13 protein-coding genes are annotated in these 16,772 nt (G+C 62.1%); 7 read left to right on the top strand and 6 right to left on the bottom strand.

Annotated features, from left to right (window positions below):
* Positions 1-15: 15 nt before the first annotated feature.
* Positions 16-858 (bottom strand): SDR family NAD(P)-dependent oxidoreductase, encoded by an 843-nt coding sequence (locus tag SPHS8_RS14860; protein WP_236575186.1) that lies wholly within the window; start codon positions 856-858, stop codon positions 16-18.
* Between the two features lie 33 nt (positions 859-891).
* On the opposite strand from SPHS8_RS14860, the gene SPHS8_RS14855 reads away from it, so the two are divergent.
* Complete coding sequence (locus SPHS8_RS14855; RefSeq protein ID WP_201516213.1) at positions 892-1,623, top strand: arylsulfatase; 732 nt, start codon at positions 892-894, stop codon at positions 1,621-1,623.
* 84 nt (positions 1,624-1,707) lie between these two features.
* On the opposite strand, the gene SPHS8_RS14850 is transcribed toward SPHS8_RS14855, so the two are convergent.
* From SPHS8_RS14850 to SPHS8_RS14840, 3 genes are all read right to left on the bottom strand, one after another.
* Complete coding sequence (locus SPHS8_RS14850; protein ID WP_201516212.1) at positions 1,708-3,429, bottom strand: PAS domain-containing protein; 1,722 nt, start codon at positions 3,427-3,429, stop codon at positions 1,708-1,710.
* Positions 3,429-3,752, bottom strand: a complete 324-nt coding sequence (locus SPHS8_RS14845) for a hypothetical protein (RefSeq protein WP_201516211.1) — start codon at positions 3,750-3,752, stop codon at positions 3,429-3,431. Before SPHS8_RS14845 ends, SPHS8_RS14850 begins: the two co-directional genes overlap by 1 nt.
* Before the next feature lie 110 nt (positions 3,753-3,862).
* Positions 3,863-6,217 (bottom strand): TonB-dependent receptor, encoded by a 2,355-nt coding sequence (locus SPHS8_RS14840; RefSeq protein WP_201516210.1) that lies wholly within the window; start codon positions 6,215-6,217, stop codon positions 3,863-3,865.
* Between the two features lie 339 nt (positions 6,218-6,556).
* On the opposite strand from SPHS8_RS14840, the gene SPHS8_RS14835 reads away from it, so the two are divergent.
* Positions 6,557-8,503 (top strand): cellulase family glycosylhydrolase, encoded by a 1,947-nt coding sequence (locus SPHS8_RS14835; protein WP_201516209.1) that lies wholly within the window; start codon positions 6,557-6,559, stop codon positions 8,501-8,503.
* Positions 8,504-8,509: 6 nt separating this feature from the next.
* Here SPHS8_RS14835 and SPHS8_RS14830 read toward each other — a convergent pair whose 3' ends face one another.
* Positions 8,510-9,403, bottom strand: coding sequence for a LysR family transcriptional regulator (locus SPHS8_RS14830; protein WP_201516208.1), 894 nt, complete (start codon positions 9,401-9,403; stop codon positions 8,510-8,512).
* 129 nt (positions 9,404-9,532) lie between these two features.
* Here SPHS8_RS14830 and SPHS8_RS14825 point away from each other — a divergent pair, with 129 nt between their 5' ends.
* Positions 9,533-10,681, top strand: coding sequence for an isovaleryl-CoA dehydrogenase (locus tag SPHS8_RS14825; protein WP_201516207.1), 1,149 nt, complete (start codon positions 9,533-9,535; stop codon positions 10,679-10,681).
* Complete coding sequence (locus tag SPHS8_RS14820; RefSeq protein ID WP_201516206.1) at positions 10,678-12,279, top strand: carboxyl transferase domain-containing protein; 1,602 nt, start codon at positions 10,678-10,680, stop codon at positions 12,277-12,279. Before SPHS8_RS14825 ends, SPHS8_RS14820 begins: the two co-directional genes overlap by 4 nt.
* A gap of 41 nt (positions 12,280-12,320) precedes the next feature.
* Here SPHS8_RS14820 and SPHS8_RS14815 read toward each other — a convergent pair whose 3' ends face one another.
* Positions 12,321-12,638 carry a GIY-YIG nuclease family protein gene (locus SPHS8_RS14815; protein ID WP_201516205.1) on the bottom strand — a complete coding sequence of 106 codons (318 nt, stop codon included), beginning with the start codon at positions 12,636-12,638 and terminating at the stop codon, positions 12,321-12,323.
* A 68-nt stretch (positions 12,639-12,706) separates the two neighbouring features.
* Between SPHS8_RS14815 and SPHS8_RS14810 the strand changes: the two genes are divergently transcribed.
* The 3 genes from SPHS8_RS14810 (at position 12,707) to SPHS8_RS14800 (ending at position 16,753) form a co-directional block, all read left to right on the top strand.
* Positions 12,707-14,551, top strand: a complete 1,845-nt coding sequence (locus SPHS8_RS14810) for an acetyl/propionyl/methylcrotonyl-CoA carboxylase subunit alpha (RefSeq protein WP_201516204.1) — start codon at positions 12,707-12,709, stop codon at positions 14,549-14,551.
* The gene (locus tag SPHS8_RS14805) at positions 14,551-15,003 is read left to right on the top strand and encodes a MaoC family dehydratase (protein WP_201516203.1); all 453 of its coding nucleotides are present in this window, start codon (positions 14,551-14,553) and stop codon (positions 15,001-15,003) included. Before SPHS8_RS14810 ends, SPHS8_RS14805 begins: the two co-directional genes overlap by 1 nt.
* A 112-nt stretch (positions 15,004-15,115) precedes the next feature.
* Positions 15,116-16,753 (top strand): FAD-binding protein, encoded by a 1,638-nt coding sequence (locus SPHS8_RS14800; RefSeq protein ID WP_201531069.1) that lies wholly within the window; start codon positions 15,116-15,118, stop codon positions 16,751-16,753.
* The last annotated feature ends 19 nt before the right edge of the window (positions 16,754-16,772 follow it).

Genomic DNA, 16,772 nt, shown 5'->3' with positions numbered 1-16,772 from the left:
TGGCAGTCCTGTATCTCAGGAACCAGTGAAGGCTGTAATCCCTCCATCAACGACCAATTCTGTGCCAGTGATGTAGTTCGCCTCGTCAGAGGCCAGAAACAGGGCGGCATGCGCTACATCCCAAGCGTCGCCCATCCGCGCCATGGGGACTTGCGCGTTACGGCGAGCGACCATTCCTTCATAGTCGCCTGCATTATATTTGTCCGCCAGCCGCTGAACGATCGGCGTCATCATCAGTCCGGGAACGACGCAATTCATTCGCACACCCTTGGCGGCATAGGAAACTGCGGTAACCTTGGTGAAGTGGATCAAGCCGGCCTTGGCAGCGGCATAGGCAACCTGGTCTTTGCCTACCCAGCGTTGCCCAGCGATAGAGGAGATGTTGACGATGGCGCCCGCGCCCTGGCTTGCCATCACCGACAGCGCGGCCTTGCTGGTCAAGAAAGCGCTCGTCAGATTGAGGTCGAGTTGGCGGCGCCAGACGGCTTCGTCCATCGTCTCGGGATTTCCAGGCTCCGAGCGGCCAACATTGTTGATCAGCACGTCAAGGCGGCCAAAGCGGCCGACGCAATCGTCAACGAGCGCCTGTACCTGCTCTCCATTTGTCACGTCGCAGCTTGCCACGTGCATGATATGGCCTTCGCTTTTGACGATCTCGCAAGTCTCGGCGGCTGCATCCAGATCAAGATCGACGCCTAGCACCGTTGCGCCCTGACGTGCGAGCAGAACGGCTATCGCCTTTCCATTGCCCCAACCCGGAGCAAAGGAGCCGCAACCCGTGACGATGGCGATTTTATTATCCAGCCTTAGCATCCAATCCCTTCCTTCCCACTTGCGGAACGGGGATGGCAGCGCCATGGCGCGATGACAACTTCAATTGCGGAGAGTGCAATGCCCCAGCCACCGCGCGTCATGCTCATCAGCGCTCTTGCCCAATCACCAGGGCCCGCGATGGACGCAATTCGCGAAGAGTGGCCGGAAGCCATCGCCCATAATCTGATCGATGACTCGCTTGCGGGTGACTATGCGGCGCTCGGCGAGATCACGGACGATATCTACGAAAGATTTTTGACGCTCGGCCGCTATGCGGCCGCAAGCAGTGATGGGCGTGCGCCGACCCAAGGCATATTGTTCACTTGTTCAGCCTTTCGTCCTGCAATCGAAAAGGTGAAGGTGGATCTCGACATCCCAGTCATTACACCCAATGAAGGCGCTTTCGACGAAGCCCTGAGCCTTTGCCGCGACAAGCCGGAGGGCGGCCGCATTGGCCTGCTGCTCACATTTCAGGGATCCGTGGCGCCGCTGGTGGCCGAGATCAACGCCATGGCTGATGCGATGGGTCAGGCGCACCCGACTGTCGTGCCGGCGGTTGCGGCCGGAGCGCTGGAGGCGCTCCAAGCAGGCGACGGCGAACGGCATGACGCCTTGAGCGCCGCCGCAGCCGCTACATTGCCGCCAGTCGATGTGATCGTCGTCGGGCAATTCTCCATGGCGCGCGCAGCCCCTCTCGTGAGAACACTGCGATCTGAACCAATATTGACTACACCGCACATGGCGGTGCGCAAGATACGGCGCTTGATCGAGGAGGCAGAGCGGCACACGGGACCCGAACCCGCTAATTGAATGGCCGAGAAGCGCCGTTACCAAGCTCGCGTCAAGAACGTTCAGGTAGGTTGGCCTAAATCCTCGTTCTTTCCGGGTTCCGCATCATCCTTGCGCATGCCCGAAGTCGGATGTCTGGTGAGATTGGCGATCCCGCCCGCCACGCCTGATAGCCGCCTGGACGCGGGCGACCAACTCGCTGCGACGATATGGTTTGCCAAGCACGTCTAGCGCTTCGGGCTGCGGTCCCTGAAGAGCCATCTCGTCATTATAGCCGGTCGTAAGCAGTACTGGGACTTCAGGCGCGCGCGCCCTGACCTCCTGCGCTAGGGCGAGGCCATTGTGGGTTCCCGGCATCACCACGTCGGAAAAGACGAGGGCGACGCCGCCATTTGCCGTCAGTTCCTCAAAGGCAGCCAGGCCTTGGTCATAATCATGGGCGACCCGGACATGATAGCCCGCCTCCCGCAAAGTCGCTTCGGCAATGTCTGCGATCATCGGCTCGTCTTCGACGACGAGGACCGTCTTGCTGCTCTGCCGATCGACCTCATCAGGCCGGAAGCCCCCGGTGTCGGGTTCCAAAGCCATCTGCCGATCATCATCGACCGGGATGGGGAAGAAGAAGCGGACCGATGTGCCTTGGCCCTCGACGCTATCGATCTTCAGCGCCCCCCGCGACTGTTGCGCAAAGCCGTGCGCGGTGGCGAGGCCCAACCCTGTACCTGCTCCCTTCGGCTTGGTCGTGAAAAAGGGTTCAATCGCGCGTTGCAGCGTGTCTTGGGACATGCCGGTGCCGTCATCATCCACCCGCATCACGACATATTGGCCATGATCGAGGCCAGGCACGGGATGTTCTGCGTCCACCGTTTCCGTGCCGGTGGAGACCGTAATTACGCCGCCGGTGGCCACCGCGTCGCGCGCGTTGACGATGACGTTGATGAGGGCCATTTCCAGATGATTGGGATCGGCCTCGATCTCAGGCAGCCGCCGCCGCAGGTTCAGTTGCAGGTCGGCACGCGACCCCACCGTTGAATCCAGCAGTTCAGCAATGGAACTGATGAGGCCGGTCAGTTCGATCCGCCTTGGTTCCAGGCGGCTGCGACGGGCGAAGGACAGGAGCTGAGCGGTCAGCTTCGTCCCCCGCTCCGCCGCCTGCGTGGCAGCGGCATGATAGCGCCTGAACGTCCGATCATCGTCCCGCCGCGCGGCCATCATGTCGAGGCTGCCGCCGAGGACCTGAAGCAGATTGTTGAAATCATGGGCGAGCCCAGCCGTCAGCTGTCCAATGGATTCCATCTTCTGCGATTGGAAGCGGGTGGTCTCGGCCTCCCTGCGCGCGGTGACGTCGAGCTGACTGGCGAAGAAGTAGAGAAGCTCGCCGTGCTCGTCATAGACCGGCCCGATGAAAACCCCGTTCCAAAAGGGGGAGCCGTCGCGCCGATAGTTCAATATCTCCACGCTGATGGCGTGACGTGCCGCGACGGCCTCACGCAATTGCCGCACTACTTCACGGTCGGTCTGAGCGCCCTGCAGGAACCGGCAGTTGCGGCCGACCACCTCATCGAGGTCATAGCCGGTGAGATCGAGAAAGGCATTGTTTGCAAAAACGATCGGATTGTCGTCCTGCGCCGGATCGGTCAGGATCATTGGCATGCGCGTCATCTCGATCGCGGCGAAGAAGACGCTGCCACGTTCGTCGAGCGACGGGTTGGTGATGACGCTTTGCTTCCAGTGATGCTGCCCGCTTTGGCTGCCCAATATATTGTCGTGCGGCGTATCCATTTCGCCGCGCGATGGGGTGCCGGTGGCTGCCTTGTCTTCCTCCATCAGTCGATCTCGCTCGCCATATCTGCACGCACCGGTGTTAAAGAATGGCTGAGGTTCTGCGTTGGATCAACCGGTGCGGAAAAGATGACGCGCAGACCCGGCCGATTGTCATCATCCTCGATCACCCCTGACAGCCGTTTGACCATGGCATTCAACCTACGCAATCCAAATCCCTGCCTGTTGCCCACGTCCTTTTCCCTTGTCAGCGACAATAAGCCGAAATCGGGCGCGGTGCTGCTCCAGAACAACCAAAATCGGCCTTGGTGCCCCGCCATATGCATATTTCTGCGCGTTGATGACGAGTTCACCAGCATGAGTCCCATATTGACGGCATTATTCAGCTGACACTTGAGCGGTCGATACGACCTAAAATGAAAAAGGGGCCAGCAGGGTATCCTGCTGGCCCCGATCTCAGATAAAAGTTCCGTCGAAATTAGAAGCGGAACATTCCGGTCAAACCGAACTCACGCGGATTGGTGACGTTCGCGGTACGATAGCCGGATTCATACGGCAAACCGGGCACTGGCGAGCCGGGGATGCCGGTGTTGAACTGCGTGGTCCCCAGGCTGATATTGGTGATCCGCTTCTGATTCAGCACATTCTTAGCGAAAGCGGTGAGTTCAAAGCGATCGTCTTCAGTCCGGAAGCCCGCGAAGATGTTCAGCAGGGTGCGCGAGCGATAGTCGTAATCGACCTGGTCAGCGTAGAAGCCAGGACGATAGTTGACCAAGGCCCGTACAAACGGGGTGACCTGACCCATCGGAAAACGGATTTCCGTATTGGCCGTCAGGTTGAAGTCCGGCGTCTGCGACAACCGTCCATTGGTCTCGCAATAGCTGACATTGCCGGGGCCCGTGACAGCGGGAGAAGCTGCATCCTGGTTCGGCGAACCAGTACCGGCATAGTCATTGCAGGGCACGACAGCATTATCGTAGCGTGCACGGACATAGGAAGCGCTTACACCCAGGTCCCAGTTATCGTTGACGCGGCCATCGATCGACGCTTCCACGCCCTTGATCTTTGCATCGCCATTATAGTTGAAATCGAAGCCACCCGTCGGCGGGCTGGCTGCAGCCGACTCATAATAGATGCCGGTGAAGCGGTTCAGGTAATTTTCCAGGGTCTGGTAGAAAGCCGCTACAGTGAAGTTCACACGGTTGTCCAGCAGCTTGCCCTTCAGGCCAACTTCAAAGGAGTCGGTTTTTTCGGGCTGCGTACGGATCAGGTCCCGGCTCACACCCAGCGGAACCGCCACGCCCGTGCTACCGGCGCGGTAGGAATGCCCATAAGCGAAATAGGCATTGAGCCGCGGGTTAAACTCGTAGGAAACCGTCACACCGCCGGTCAGCGGCTTGTTGGTGAACCGCTGCAGGTCGGCCGGGACGCCTTGCTGCGGCGGAAGCACGAATGCGGGCGCACCGATCGCCGGATTGCCAGGCGACGACACGAAGATGTCGGTCGTCTGGACATTCTTGAGGATCGAATAACGCAGGCCGCCTTCGATCGAGAAGCCGTTCGAACGATACCGCAGATTGCCGTTAAATGACCAGGTCTGCGTATCCACGGGGGTGAGTACCAGGGTATCGATCGGCACATAGGCGCCAAATGCGATCGGGAGAGGAGCGAAGAACTGATCTGCGCGCTGATTGGTGACAACAGTGCCAGTCTGCTTCGTGTAGAATGCGCCTACGCCCCAACCTAAGCCTTCCTTGTTGTTGGAGGCAAGACGAATTTCAGCCGAGTCCACCTTGTAAGGCGAGCGGACCGTGGATGCGTACACATAATCCGGGATGGCGTTGCCCGCGTCGAGATCGCGCTCAGCAGTCAGCCTGCTGTACTGATGAGCTCCGACGAACGACAGGGTTGCCGGACCGAGATCATAGTCGAATGCCAGGTTAACGATGTGGCTCTCATTCTGGTTGCGGAAGCGGCCGTCCGAGACTGCGGCATAGTCCGAAGCGTCAAGCGCCGGACCCGACCGGTTGAAGCCATCTGCCAGAGCGCCGGAACCAACAACCTGCTGGTTCTGAAGATTGTCGGCGAACAGATACTGATAGCTCAGATAAGCGGTGAAATCGCTGCTCGGACGCCAGCCCAAGGTCACGCGCGCGCTTTCGGTGCGGCTGCGCGAGCGTTCGTCGCGCGTGATGTTGCGCACATTGTTCAGGCGGTTGCCATCGACGAGGCCAGCAACGCGGATCGCGAGCGTGTCGTTGAACGGCAGCGAAACGCCTGCCTGGACGTTGTAGCCAGCGCGCGACGTCGCGGTCGCCTGTGCATAGCCTTCGATCTCGTCGAAGTTCGGGCGGCGCGTCGCGATGGTGATGGAACCGGCCGGGGCGGACAGGCCGCGCAGCAGGCCCTGCGGCCCACGCAGCACTTCGATCTGCTGAATGTCATACAGGGCGGTGTAGACGGTCTGCGCGTCGGTCGGAATTTCGTTGTAATAGACCTGCACCGCCGGGCTGGTGCCCTGGTCGGGATCGAAGGTCACGCCGCGCAGGGTCGTCGTGTTGTTGCGGCCCGAAGTGTTGGTGAGTTCAAGGCCCGGCGCGAGCTGCTGCACGTCCTTGGCGTCGAAGATGTTGAACTTCTGGAGCTGCTCGCCGGTCGCGACGTTGACGGTCATCGGCACCGACTGGAGCGAGCGCGCCTCACGAGTTGCAGTGACGACGATCTCGTTTACGTCATTGCCTTCGCTGCCGGCGGCATCCTGTGCCAAAGCAGCTGCCGGTGCGATCAGAGCGGCGCTGCACAACAACGCAGCGAGGGTATTCGCCTTTTTCATGTCATCCTTTCCAAGGTTCAGGGATTAGGTCCCGCGAATGGTGCCGCCGCTAGACGCGGCGTGGCCAAGCCGCAATCCGGTTCAGCATCTGACAGCATTTTTCGAACGAAACCGTGCTTTATATGCAACAGATGGTCAGAGGATTTGACGGTTTATCCCATCAATCCCGCCTATTAGCGCTGCTGATATGACCATTTGCAAATCGCGGGGTCGCCTAGCGGGTCGGCGTAGGAAGGATCGGAAGGGAAGCTAAGTAATGCGTTAACGCTCGATCACGGACTTGCTATTAGTACATAATCGTTCGAATAATGAGAGATCGTTCGAGGAGAGGCCAGGATCATGAAAATGCCCCAATCGTTACTGGTGACCTTCGCCATGTGCATGGCGAGCACCGCTCTTGCCGCACCAGCCGAGCAGCGCATTGCTCAGCAAGGCCGCTGGTTCGTGGATCAGACTGGCCGCACGATCATGATCCATGGTGGCAATGTCACGCTTCCCGAATTCCGGGCTGGCGGTTCTGATGATCAGCGATGGAGTGCCGAGACGCCCTCCCGCATGGCGGAACAGGGCTTCAACGGCGTGCGGCTCGTCATCTTCCTGTCGGGTTTGATGCCGCAACCCGGCGTCATCGACACAGCCTATATGGAGCGCATCGCGAAAACCGTGGCGGCGTACAAGGAAGCGGGCATCTACACCCTCATCGATTTCCACCAGGATCAATATTCTGCGCTGGTTGGCGTACGGGGCATGCCGGATTGGGCGGTTTTTGCTGACGGTCATCAGCGTATCCCCGGCATGAATTTCCCGATGGGCTATTTCAAGGATCCTGCGGTACAGCGTTCCTTCGACAATTTCTGGAAGAACCATCCGGTTCCCGGCACGGGGAAGGGTGTCCAGGATCTTTATGTAGAGGGACTGGCAGCGGTGGCGCGGCGGTTCCGGGACGATCCGGCGGTGATTGGCATCGATGTCATGAATGAACCAGCGACTGGAAGCAGATGTGCGCAGCCTGATCCGGCCAAGGCGAACTGCCCGGAGTTGGAACAGGAACTGCTGAAACCCTTTTACGAAAAGGCGTCGCGGGCGATCAATGAAGCTGCGCCAAGGATGATCGTCTTTGTCGAGCCCTTCATGCTCCAGGGGGCTCTCGGCACGCCGATCAACACGCCCTTTGCCGCCGCGCAGGGGACGCGCGGCTTTTCATTCCACAATTATGGCCCGGTCAAAGAAATACGCGACCGGGTGAACGATGGCGCGCTGGCCCATGCTCAACAGGAGAAGGCGGCGATCATCAATACGGAGTGGGGCTTCAGCAACGATCCCGCCGAGATCGCGGGACAGGCCGCCGACTTCGACATGCGCCACATATCCTGGCTTGCCTGGACGCGGGGCGCGTTCGAGGCTCTGGTCGATCCCAAGCTGCCTGATCGGGGCAATGGCAATCGCGTCGCCCTGCTGCGCGCCTATGCGCGCCCCTATGCAGAGGCGACGGCGGGCACGCCGGTGACGATGAGCTTCGACGGTGCGAAGGGCGTGATGCGGTATCATTATACCTCTGCACCGCCCGGTGGTGGCGCGGCGAAGGGCGAGACCATGATCCGCATCCCGGCGGTCAACTATCCGGGCGGCTACACTGTCACGGTAAGCGGCGGCACGGTCCGTTCGGCAAAGAACGCGCCGGTCCTGCGGATAGCGAATGCGCGGGGCGCCAGGGACGTGACGGTCACGCTCAGCCGCGTCGGGGAATTGCCGCCGCTTCCGGCGGGCAAGGGCGAGCCCGACCGGAGCGAGGCCGCCTTGCGCGCGCTGCCGCCGATCCCGGCGGGTCCGCTCACGCGCAATTCCCTTCTTGGCCACATCGTCGTGACACCGGGCGGGCGGGCCCTGCTAGACCGGCAGGTGCCGGGCATGCTTGCGGGCATGAGCCATGTCCATGGGTGGGAGAAGATGACTCTCGCCAGCGTCCAGCAGTTCGACAGCAATACGCTGAACGAGGCGAAGATGAAGCAGATCGAGGCGGAGCTTGCTACGCTGAAGGTCGTGGCGGGGCCGGTCAAGGTTCAGGCGGCAGACCGGCTCAGCACCGAGTCCCTCACCAGCGACCTGCTCGCCGATCCGCGCGCGCGCGCGATCCTCGACCGCGAGGCTCCGGGCCTGTCGACTTCTTCTCAGCAAGGACTGTTTCCCCAGACGCGGCTGCGCGCGCTTCAGCCTGCCATGCCGGAAATCTTGACCGACGCCGCGCTCGACCGGATCGAAAAGGCGCTGGCGGCGCTGCCGAAATAAGGCAGCTTATGCGGGTCGGGGAAATGCCGTCCCGCGATCGGCCAGCCGCTGTTCGATGGCCAGGAACAGGGGAGGCGGCGCATTGAGCAGATGCTCCGCCTCCGCCGATGCCGCCCACCCCAGAGTGCGCTTGAGGTCGAACCCTGCGAGGAGGGGGCGGGTGACCCCGTCCCGCCGGTAACAGAGCGGCATCACGGTGATGCCCAGGCCCGCGGCGATCAGGTTCAGGACGCGATCGTCATCAGTGGACCGTAAAGCGAAATGCGGCCGCACGCCCCGTTCGGTGAAATGGCGGCTGGTGTCGGACAGCGCCTCGCAATGACGGCGAACGATCATCACCTCATTGGCCAGTTCCTCTGCCGCGATGCTTTCTTGCCCGGCCAAGGGGTGATCGGCGGGCATCGCCAGGGCATAGCCTTCGGTGCAGACCGGCTTTTCCAGAAACCGCTCGCCGCCGCGCTGGACCAGGGTCAATGCTATGTCGATCCGGCCTTTCGCCAAATGGCTGGTCAATTCCCGTTCGCTGCCGAAGATCAGTTCGAAGCGGTAATGCTTCATTGGCCGCGCCGCCGCGACGGCCTGCGCCACAAGTACGCTCGGCACGCTGCCCAGAACGCCCAGCCGCAGGGATGGTGGATGATCGGTCGGGCTCATCGAACCAATGGCGAGGTTGAATTCCCGCTCTATTCTGCGCGCATGGACAAGGAAACGGCTCCCCGCTTCGGTCAGTTCGACGCGCTGGTTGGTCCGCACGAACAGCGGCGTCCCGAGGGTGCGTTCCAATTTCGCGATCCCGACCGACAGCGTGGGTTGCGACACATTGCAATGCGCGGCGGCGCGCGAGAAATTGCCCTGATCCACGACGGCCAGAAAATAGCGGAGGAGATAGCGGTCAAGCATCGGGGATATGGAGCGCGAACCTTGGAGCGAGTCTGATCATTATAGATAGCGTTAATAGCATGGATGGCGAAACTTCAATTTATCGCTTGAGCAAAGAGATGATAAGGCATGGCGGCAGGAGAGTTTTCCATGACCGATTTCGATTTCGCCCTGGGCGACAATGCCGACATGATCCGGGAAAGCGCCGCCCGCTTTGCCGCTGACAGGATCGCCCCGCTCGCGGCGGAGATCGATGAGAAGGACTGGTTTCCCCGCGACGAACTATGGACCGCGATGGGCGATCTGGGCCTGCACGGCATCACCGTGGAGGAGGCGTATGGCGGCCTTGGCCTGGGCTATCTGGAGCATGTCGTCGCACAGGAAGAGGTGGCTCGGGCATCGGCCTCCATCGGCCTGTCCTATGGCGCGCATTCCAACCTTTGCGTCAACCAACTGCGCCGTTGGGGCAATGAAGAGCAAAAGGCCAGATATCTGCCCAAGCTGATCTCTGGCGAGCATGTCGGCAGCCTTGCCATGTCGGAAGCGGGCGCGGGCTCCGACGTGGTGTCGATGAAGCTGAAGGCGCAGAAGAAGGGCGATCGCTACATTCTCAACGGCACCAAATTCTGGATCACCAACGCGGCTTATGCCGATACGCTGATCGTCTATGCCAAGACCGGCGAAGGATCGAAGGGCATCACCACCTTCATCGTTGAAAAGGGGATGAAGGGCTTTTCGATCGGGCAGAAGATCGCGAAAGTCGGCATGCGCGGATCGCCCACATCGGAACTGGTGTTCGAGGATTGCGAAGTCCCGGAGGAGAATATCATGGGCCCGTTGAACGGCGGCGCGGCTGTGCTGATGTCGGGGCTCGATTATGAGCGCACCGTGCTGTCGGGCATCCAGCTCGGCATCATGCAGGCCTGCCTAGACGTGGTGCTGCCCTATGTCCGGGAGCGCAGGCAGTTCGGAAAGCCGATCGGCGCGTTCCAGCTGATGCAGGCGAAGATTGCGGACATGTATGTCGCGCTCAACAGCGCCCGGGCCTATGTCTATGCCGTGGCGAAGGCATGCGACGCGGGCAGGACGACGCGTTTCGATGCGGCGGGCGCGATCCTGCTGGCGTCGGAAAATGCGATGAAGACCGCGCTGGAAGCGGTGCAGGCGCTGGGCGGGGCGGGCTATACCAAGGACTGGCCGGTCGAACGCTACATGCGCGACGCCAAGCTGCTGGATATCGGCGCGGGGACCAATGAAATCCGCCGGATGCTGATCGGCCGGGAGTTGATCGGGGCATGAGCGCGCCGGTTCTGGATACGAAGCTTTCGCGGGAAGGAGAGGGCTTTCGCGCGAACGCCGCGCATAATCGCGCGCTGGCCGAGCAACTGCGCGAGAGGGTCGCCGCCGCCGGGTTGGGTGGTTCGGAAAATGCCCGTGCCAAACATGTGGCGCGCGGCAAGCTGCTGCCCCGCGATCGGGTCGAACGGCTGCTCGATCCGGGATCGCCCTTTCTGGAAATAGGCCAGCTTGCCGCCAACGGCCTTTATCATGACGAAGTGCCAGGCGCGGGCATCATTACGGGCATCGGCCGGGTGTCCGGCCGTCAGGTGATGATCGTCTGCAACGATGCGACGGTGAAGGGCGGCACCTATTATCCCTTGACCGTGAAGAAGCATCTGCGCGCGCAGGAGATCGCGCTCGAAAACCGGCTGCCCTGCATTTATCTGGTGGATAGTGGGGGCGCGAACCTGCCCAACCAGGCGGAAGTTTTCCCCGACAAGGAGCATTTCGGCCGCATCTTCTACAATCAGGCGAACCTGTCGGCGCGCGGCATCCCGCAAATCGCCTGCGTCATGGGAAGCTGCACGGCGGGCGGCGCCTATGTCCCCGCCATGTCCGACGAAACCGTGATCGTGCGCAATCAGGGGACGATCTTCCTGGCCGGGCCGCCGCTGGTGCAGGCGGCGACGGGCGAAGTCATTTCGGCCGAGGATCTGGGCGGTGGCGACCTGCATGGCCGGAAGTCCGGCGTGGTGGATCATGTCGCGGACAATGACGACCATGCGCTTTCGATCGTGCGCGACATCGTCTCGACGCTTGCGCCGGACTTAACGCCCGTCGTCAATCTGCGCGATGTGAAGCCGCCCCGATATGATCCGTGCGATCTTTACGGCATCGTGCCCCAGGACGTCCGCGCGCCCTATGACGTGCGCGAGGTGATTGCGCGGATCGTCGACGGCAGCGAATTCCATGAGTTCAAGGCGCTTTACGGCACCACGCTCGTCTGCGGCTTTGCGCATATCTGGGGCATGCCGGTCGCGATCCTCGCCAATAATGGCGTGTTGTTCAGCGAGAGCGCGGTCAAGGGCGCGCATTTCATCGAACTCGCCTGCCAGCGGCGCATTCCGCTGCTCTTCCTCCAGAATATCTCCGGCTTCATGGTCGGCGGCAAATATGAGGCGGAGGGAATTGCCAAGAATGGCGCGAAGCTGGTGACGGCGGTCGCGACGGCGCAGGTGCCCAAGATCACGCTACTGATCGGCGGCAGCTTTGGCGCGGGCAATTACGGCATGTGCGGCCGGGCCTATCAGCCGCGCTTCCTCTTCACCTGGCCCAATGCGCGCATCTCGGTGATGGGCGGGGAGCAGGCCGCGTCGGTGCTCGCCACCGTGCATCGGGATTCGGCCAAATGGTCGCCCGAGCAAGCCGAAGCCTTCAAGGCGCCGATCCGCGAAAAATATGAGCAGGAAGGCAATCCCTATTACGCCACCGCGCGGCTGTGGGACGATGGCATCATCGACCCCGCGCAGACCCGCGACGTACTGGGCCTCGCCTTCGCCGCGACGCTGAACGCGCCGATCGCCGAACGGCCGCAGTTCGGCATCTTCAGGATGTGAAGGACGGTATGTTTACTCATTATCGTCATGCTGAACGTGTTTCAGCATCCATCGGGCCGCAGCGGAGGAAGCCCGAGCGACGGCGCAAGGTCCGCCCAATGCGGGTTGTCGCTTTCGATCAGATTGATCTTCCACTGGCGGTGCCATCGCTTCAGCTGCTTCTCGCGCAGGATCGCGCGTTCCATGTCGCCGAACATCTCGAATCGGACCAGCTGATGCACTGCATAGCGCGCGGTGATCCCGGGAAGAGCGTTGCCACGATGCTGGTGCAGCCGGGAAATCAGGTCGGACGTGACGCCTATGTAGATCGTCCCATAGGGCCTGCTGCTGAGAATGTAGACGCAAGGCTGCTTTTCCATGATTGTTCTGCGCCTGCCGCGAAATGGATGCTGAAACAAGTTCAGCATGACAGATTGGGGAAATCCTTGTGATCCAGTCTCTTCTCATCGCCAATCGCGGCGAAATCGCTTGCCGGATCATCCGCACCGCGCGGCGGCTGGGCATCCGCACCGTCGCGGTCTATTCCGATGCCGACGCGGAAGCGCTGCATGTTCGCTCCGCCGACGAGGCGGTGCATATCGGGCCGTCGCCGGTTCGGGAATCCTATCTGCTGGGCGAAAGGATCATCGCCGCGGCCAGGCAAACCGGCGCGAAGGCGATCCATCCGGGCTATGGCTTCCTTTCGGAAAATGCCGCGTTTGCGCAGGCCGTCATCGATGCGGGACTGATCTGGGTCGGGCCCAATCCGTCCTCCATCACCGCCATGGGGCTGAAGGACGCGGCCAAGACGCTGATGCAGGATGCCGGAGTGCCGACCACGCCCGGCTATCTGGGCGACGATCAGTCCCCGGAGCGGCTCAGGCAAGAGGCCGACGCGATCGGCTATCCCGTGCTGATCAAGGCAGTGGCGGGCGGTGGCGGCAAGGGCATGCGCAAGGTCGACAGCGCCGCAGACTTTGCCGACGCGCTGCTTTCCTGCCAGCGCGAGGCGGCGTCGAGCTTCGGCAATGACGCCGTGCTGCTGGAAAAATGGATCACCAACCCGCGCCATATCGAGGTGCAGATATTCGGCGACGTTCATGGCAATGTCGTCCATCTGTTCGAACGCGACTGCTCGCTCCAGCGTCGTCACCAGAAGGTGATCGAGGAAGCGCCCGCACCCGGGATGGATGCGGACACGCGCGCGGCGGTCTGCCGGGCGGCGGTGAATGCGGCCAAGGCGGTAAACTATGTCGGCGCGGGCACGATCGAATTCATCGCCGATGGTTCGGAGGGTCTGAAGGCCGACCGCATCTGGTTCATGGAGATGAACACGCGGTTGCAGGTCGAGCATCCCGTCACCGAAGCGATCACGGGCCAGGACCTGGTCGAATGGCAGCTTCGGGTCGCTTGCGGAGAAAAGCTGCCGAAGAGCCAGGAGGAACTGTCGATCGACGGCTGGGCGATGGAGGCACGCCTCTATGCGGAGGACCCGGCCAAGGGGTTCCTGCCCTCGATCGGCGGGCTCGACGTCTTTGAGCTCAGCGACCGGAACGTGCGCGTCGATACCGGTGTGGAGCAGGGCGCGGAAATTTCGCCTTTCTACGACCCGATGATCGCCAAGGTCATTGCGCATGGCGCGACCCGCGATGCCGCCCGATCAGCGCTGGCGCAGGCGCTGGATGAGAGCGCGGTCTGGCCGCTCAAGACCAATGCCGCTTTTCTCGTGAAGGCGCTGGAGCATCCCGATTTCGCCGCCGCGCGGCTGGACACCGGGCTGATCGAGCGCGCGGGCGAGGCGCTGATGCCGCCCGCCCGGCCAAGCGAGGAAGCGCTCGCCGATGCCGCCGCCAGCCTGTCGCGGGGTGGCGGCCTTGCCGGCTTTCGTCTCAACGCCCCGGTGCGGCGCGAAGGCATGTTCCTGCTGGATGGGGAGGCGGTGACGATCACCTATGATCCGCGTCAGGGCGGCGACGGCGCTGACGATGTGCTGGTGGCGGAGGGCGGGCAGGTCTGGCGTCTCGCGCCATGGCGCGCCGATGGAGCGGCGGGGGCGGACGCGGGGGACGGCGCGATCCTTTCGCCGATGCCGGGGCGCATCATCGCCGTCGCCGTCGCGGCGGGGGAGGCGGTTACCAAGGGGCAGAAGCTCTTGACGCTCGAAGCGATGAAGATGGAACATAGCCTCGTCGCGCCTTTCGACGGCACGATCACGCAGCTCAACGCCAGCGAAGGCGGTCAGGTGAGCGAGGGCGCGCTGCTGGTGAAGATAGAAAAGGGGGATGCGGCCTGATGGCGGGCAAGTTTTTCGACCAGTGGCGGGTGGGCGAGACGCTGCGCCACGAAATCCGCCGCACGGTGACGGAGACGGACAACCTCCTCTTTTCGACCATGACGCATAATCCGCAGCCGCTGCACATCGACGTGGAGGCGGCGAAGGCGAGCGAGTTCGGCCAGATCCTAGTCAACGGCACCTTCACCTTTGCGCTGATGATCGGCCTGACGGTTGGCGACACGACGCTTGGCACGCTGATCGCGAACCTTGGCTATGACAAGCTCGTCATGCCAAAGCCGGTCTTCATCGGCGACACGCTCCGCGCGGAGACCGAGGTGATGGAGCTAAAGGCCAGCAAGTCCCGTCCGGGCGCGGGAATTGTCACCTTCGCGCACCGCATGATCAACCAGCGTGACGAAATCGTATGCCAATGCCTGCGGATGACCTTGATCAAGGGCAGCAATAGCTGACATTGCGCCATTTCCTTGCATCGCCAAAGGCCCTTACGTTAGGGGACTGCCAGAATCGATCGCGAGAGTGCGATTAGCAGCGGCAGGACCGCGAAAAGGGGCAAGGCGTTCGATGATGGCGAAAGCGGATTTTATCGTGGTGGGGACGGGCGCGGGCGGCCTTGCGGGCGCGATTTCCGCCAAGCTGAACGGGCTCAACCCGATCATCATCGAAAAAGCGTCCTGCTGGGGCGGCACCAGCGCTCTTTCCGGCGGCGGCGTCTGGATTCCCAACAACCACCTGATGCAGCGGGACGGGATCGAAGACAGTTTCGACGCCGCGCTCGCCTATATGGAAGCAACCATCGGCGATGTCGGCCCGGCCAGCAGCCGCGAACGCAAGACTGCTTATCTGAATGCCGGTCCGGACATGGTCCGGGGCCTAGAAGCGCAGGGGCTGGGCTGGCGCCGGGCGCCGCGATACCCCGACTATCACCAGGATCAGCCGGGCGCGCGCGTAGGCCGCACGCTGGAGGGAGTGAGCTTCGACGGGAATAAACTGGCGGGCTGGCTCAAGACCATGCGCACGTCCGGCATGCCGTCGATGGTGATGAGCACGGATGACGCCCCCCAGGTTCCCACCATGCTGCGGTCGTTCAAGTCCTTTTCCGCCGCCATGCGCATGATGGGGCGGACGTTGGCCTGGCGGGTGCGCGGGCGCGAACCCCTTTCGATGGGCCCGACGCTGGTCGCGCAGCTGATGGCGATCGTCCAAAGGCTGGGAATACCGGTCCTGCTTGATACGCCGATCAAATCGCTGATCAAGGATGGCGACCGGGTCGTGGGCGTGGTCGCGGGCGAAGGGCCTGCCGAACAACGGTTAATGGCCCCGCACGGCGTGTTGCTCGCCACCGGCGGCTTCGCAAAGAACAGCAGCTATCGCAGGCAGTTTCAGGAAGTGGACGGCCGATGGAGCCCGGCCAGCCCCGATGACACGGGCGATGGCCAGCAGATCGGGGCACAGGCTGGCGCCGATCTCGCGCTGATGGACGCGGCCACCTGGTATCCGGTATCGATCCTGCCCGATGGCACCATCAATGCCGGGATCTGGGAGCGCACCTTGCCCGGATCGATCATCGTCGATGCGTCCGGCCAGCGCTACACGAACGAAGCGGCGTCCTATGTGAATGCGGGCCGTGCCATGCTGGACCGTGACAAGAGCGTCAGCGCAGTGCCAAGCTGGCTCATCTTCGACAACCGCTATCGCAGCCGCTATTTCTTCGGCTCCACGCCTCCGGGAGTGAATGGCGAATTTTTGAAGAGCGGCTTCTTCATAAAGGCGCCGACGCTTGGCGAACTGGCGGAGAAATGCGGCATCGACGCGGACGGATTGAACCGGACGGTGCAACGCGTAAACGCCATGGCGCAAAAGGGCGTCGACGAAGATTTCGGCCGTGGCGACAACGTCTATGATCAATATTATGGCGATCCCAACAATCGGCCCAATCCGTCCTTCGGCCCGATCGACAAAGCACCATTTTACGCCACCCGTTTCTATCCGGGCGATCTCAGCACCAAGGGCGGGTTGATGGCGGACGAACATGCGCGGGTCCTTCGCGCGGATGGCAGCGTGATCGAAGGACTGTACGCCGCTGGCAACTGCGCCGCGCCGGTCATGGGCAGAACTTATCCGGGCGCGGGCGCAACGCTGGGGCCATCCATGGTATTTGCCTGGATCGCCGGGAAGCATGCCGCCGCGAAGGCCGGGTAAGCCTTCTCAAAGGGTGCGC

This window comes from Sphingobium sp. S6, from assembly GCF_905120495.1.
Classification (GTDB): Bacteria; Pseudomonadota; Alphaproteobacteria; order Sphingomonadales; family Sphingomonadaceae; genus Sphingobium; species Sphingobium agri.
The sequence above is the reverse complement of the archived record's forward strand: the minus strand, read 5'-3'. Positions and strand labels throughout refer to the sequence as shown.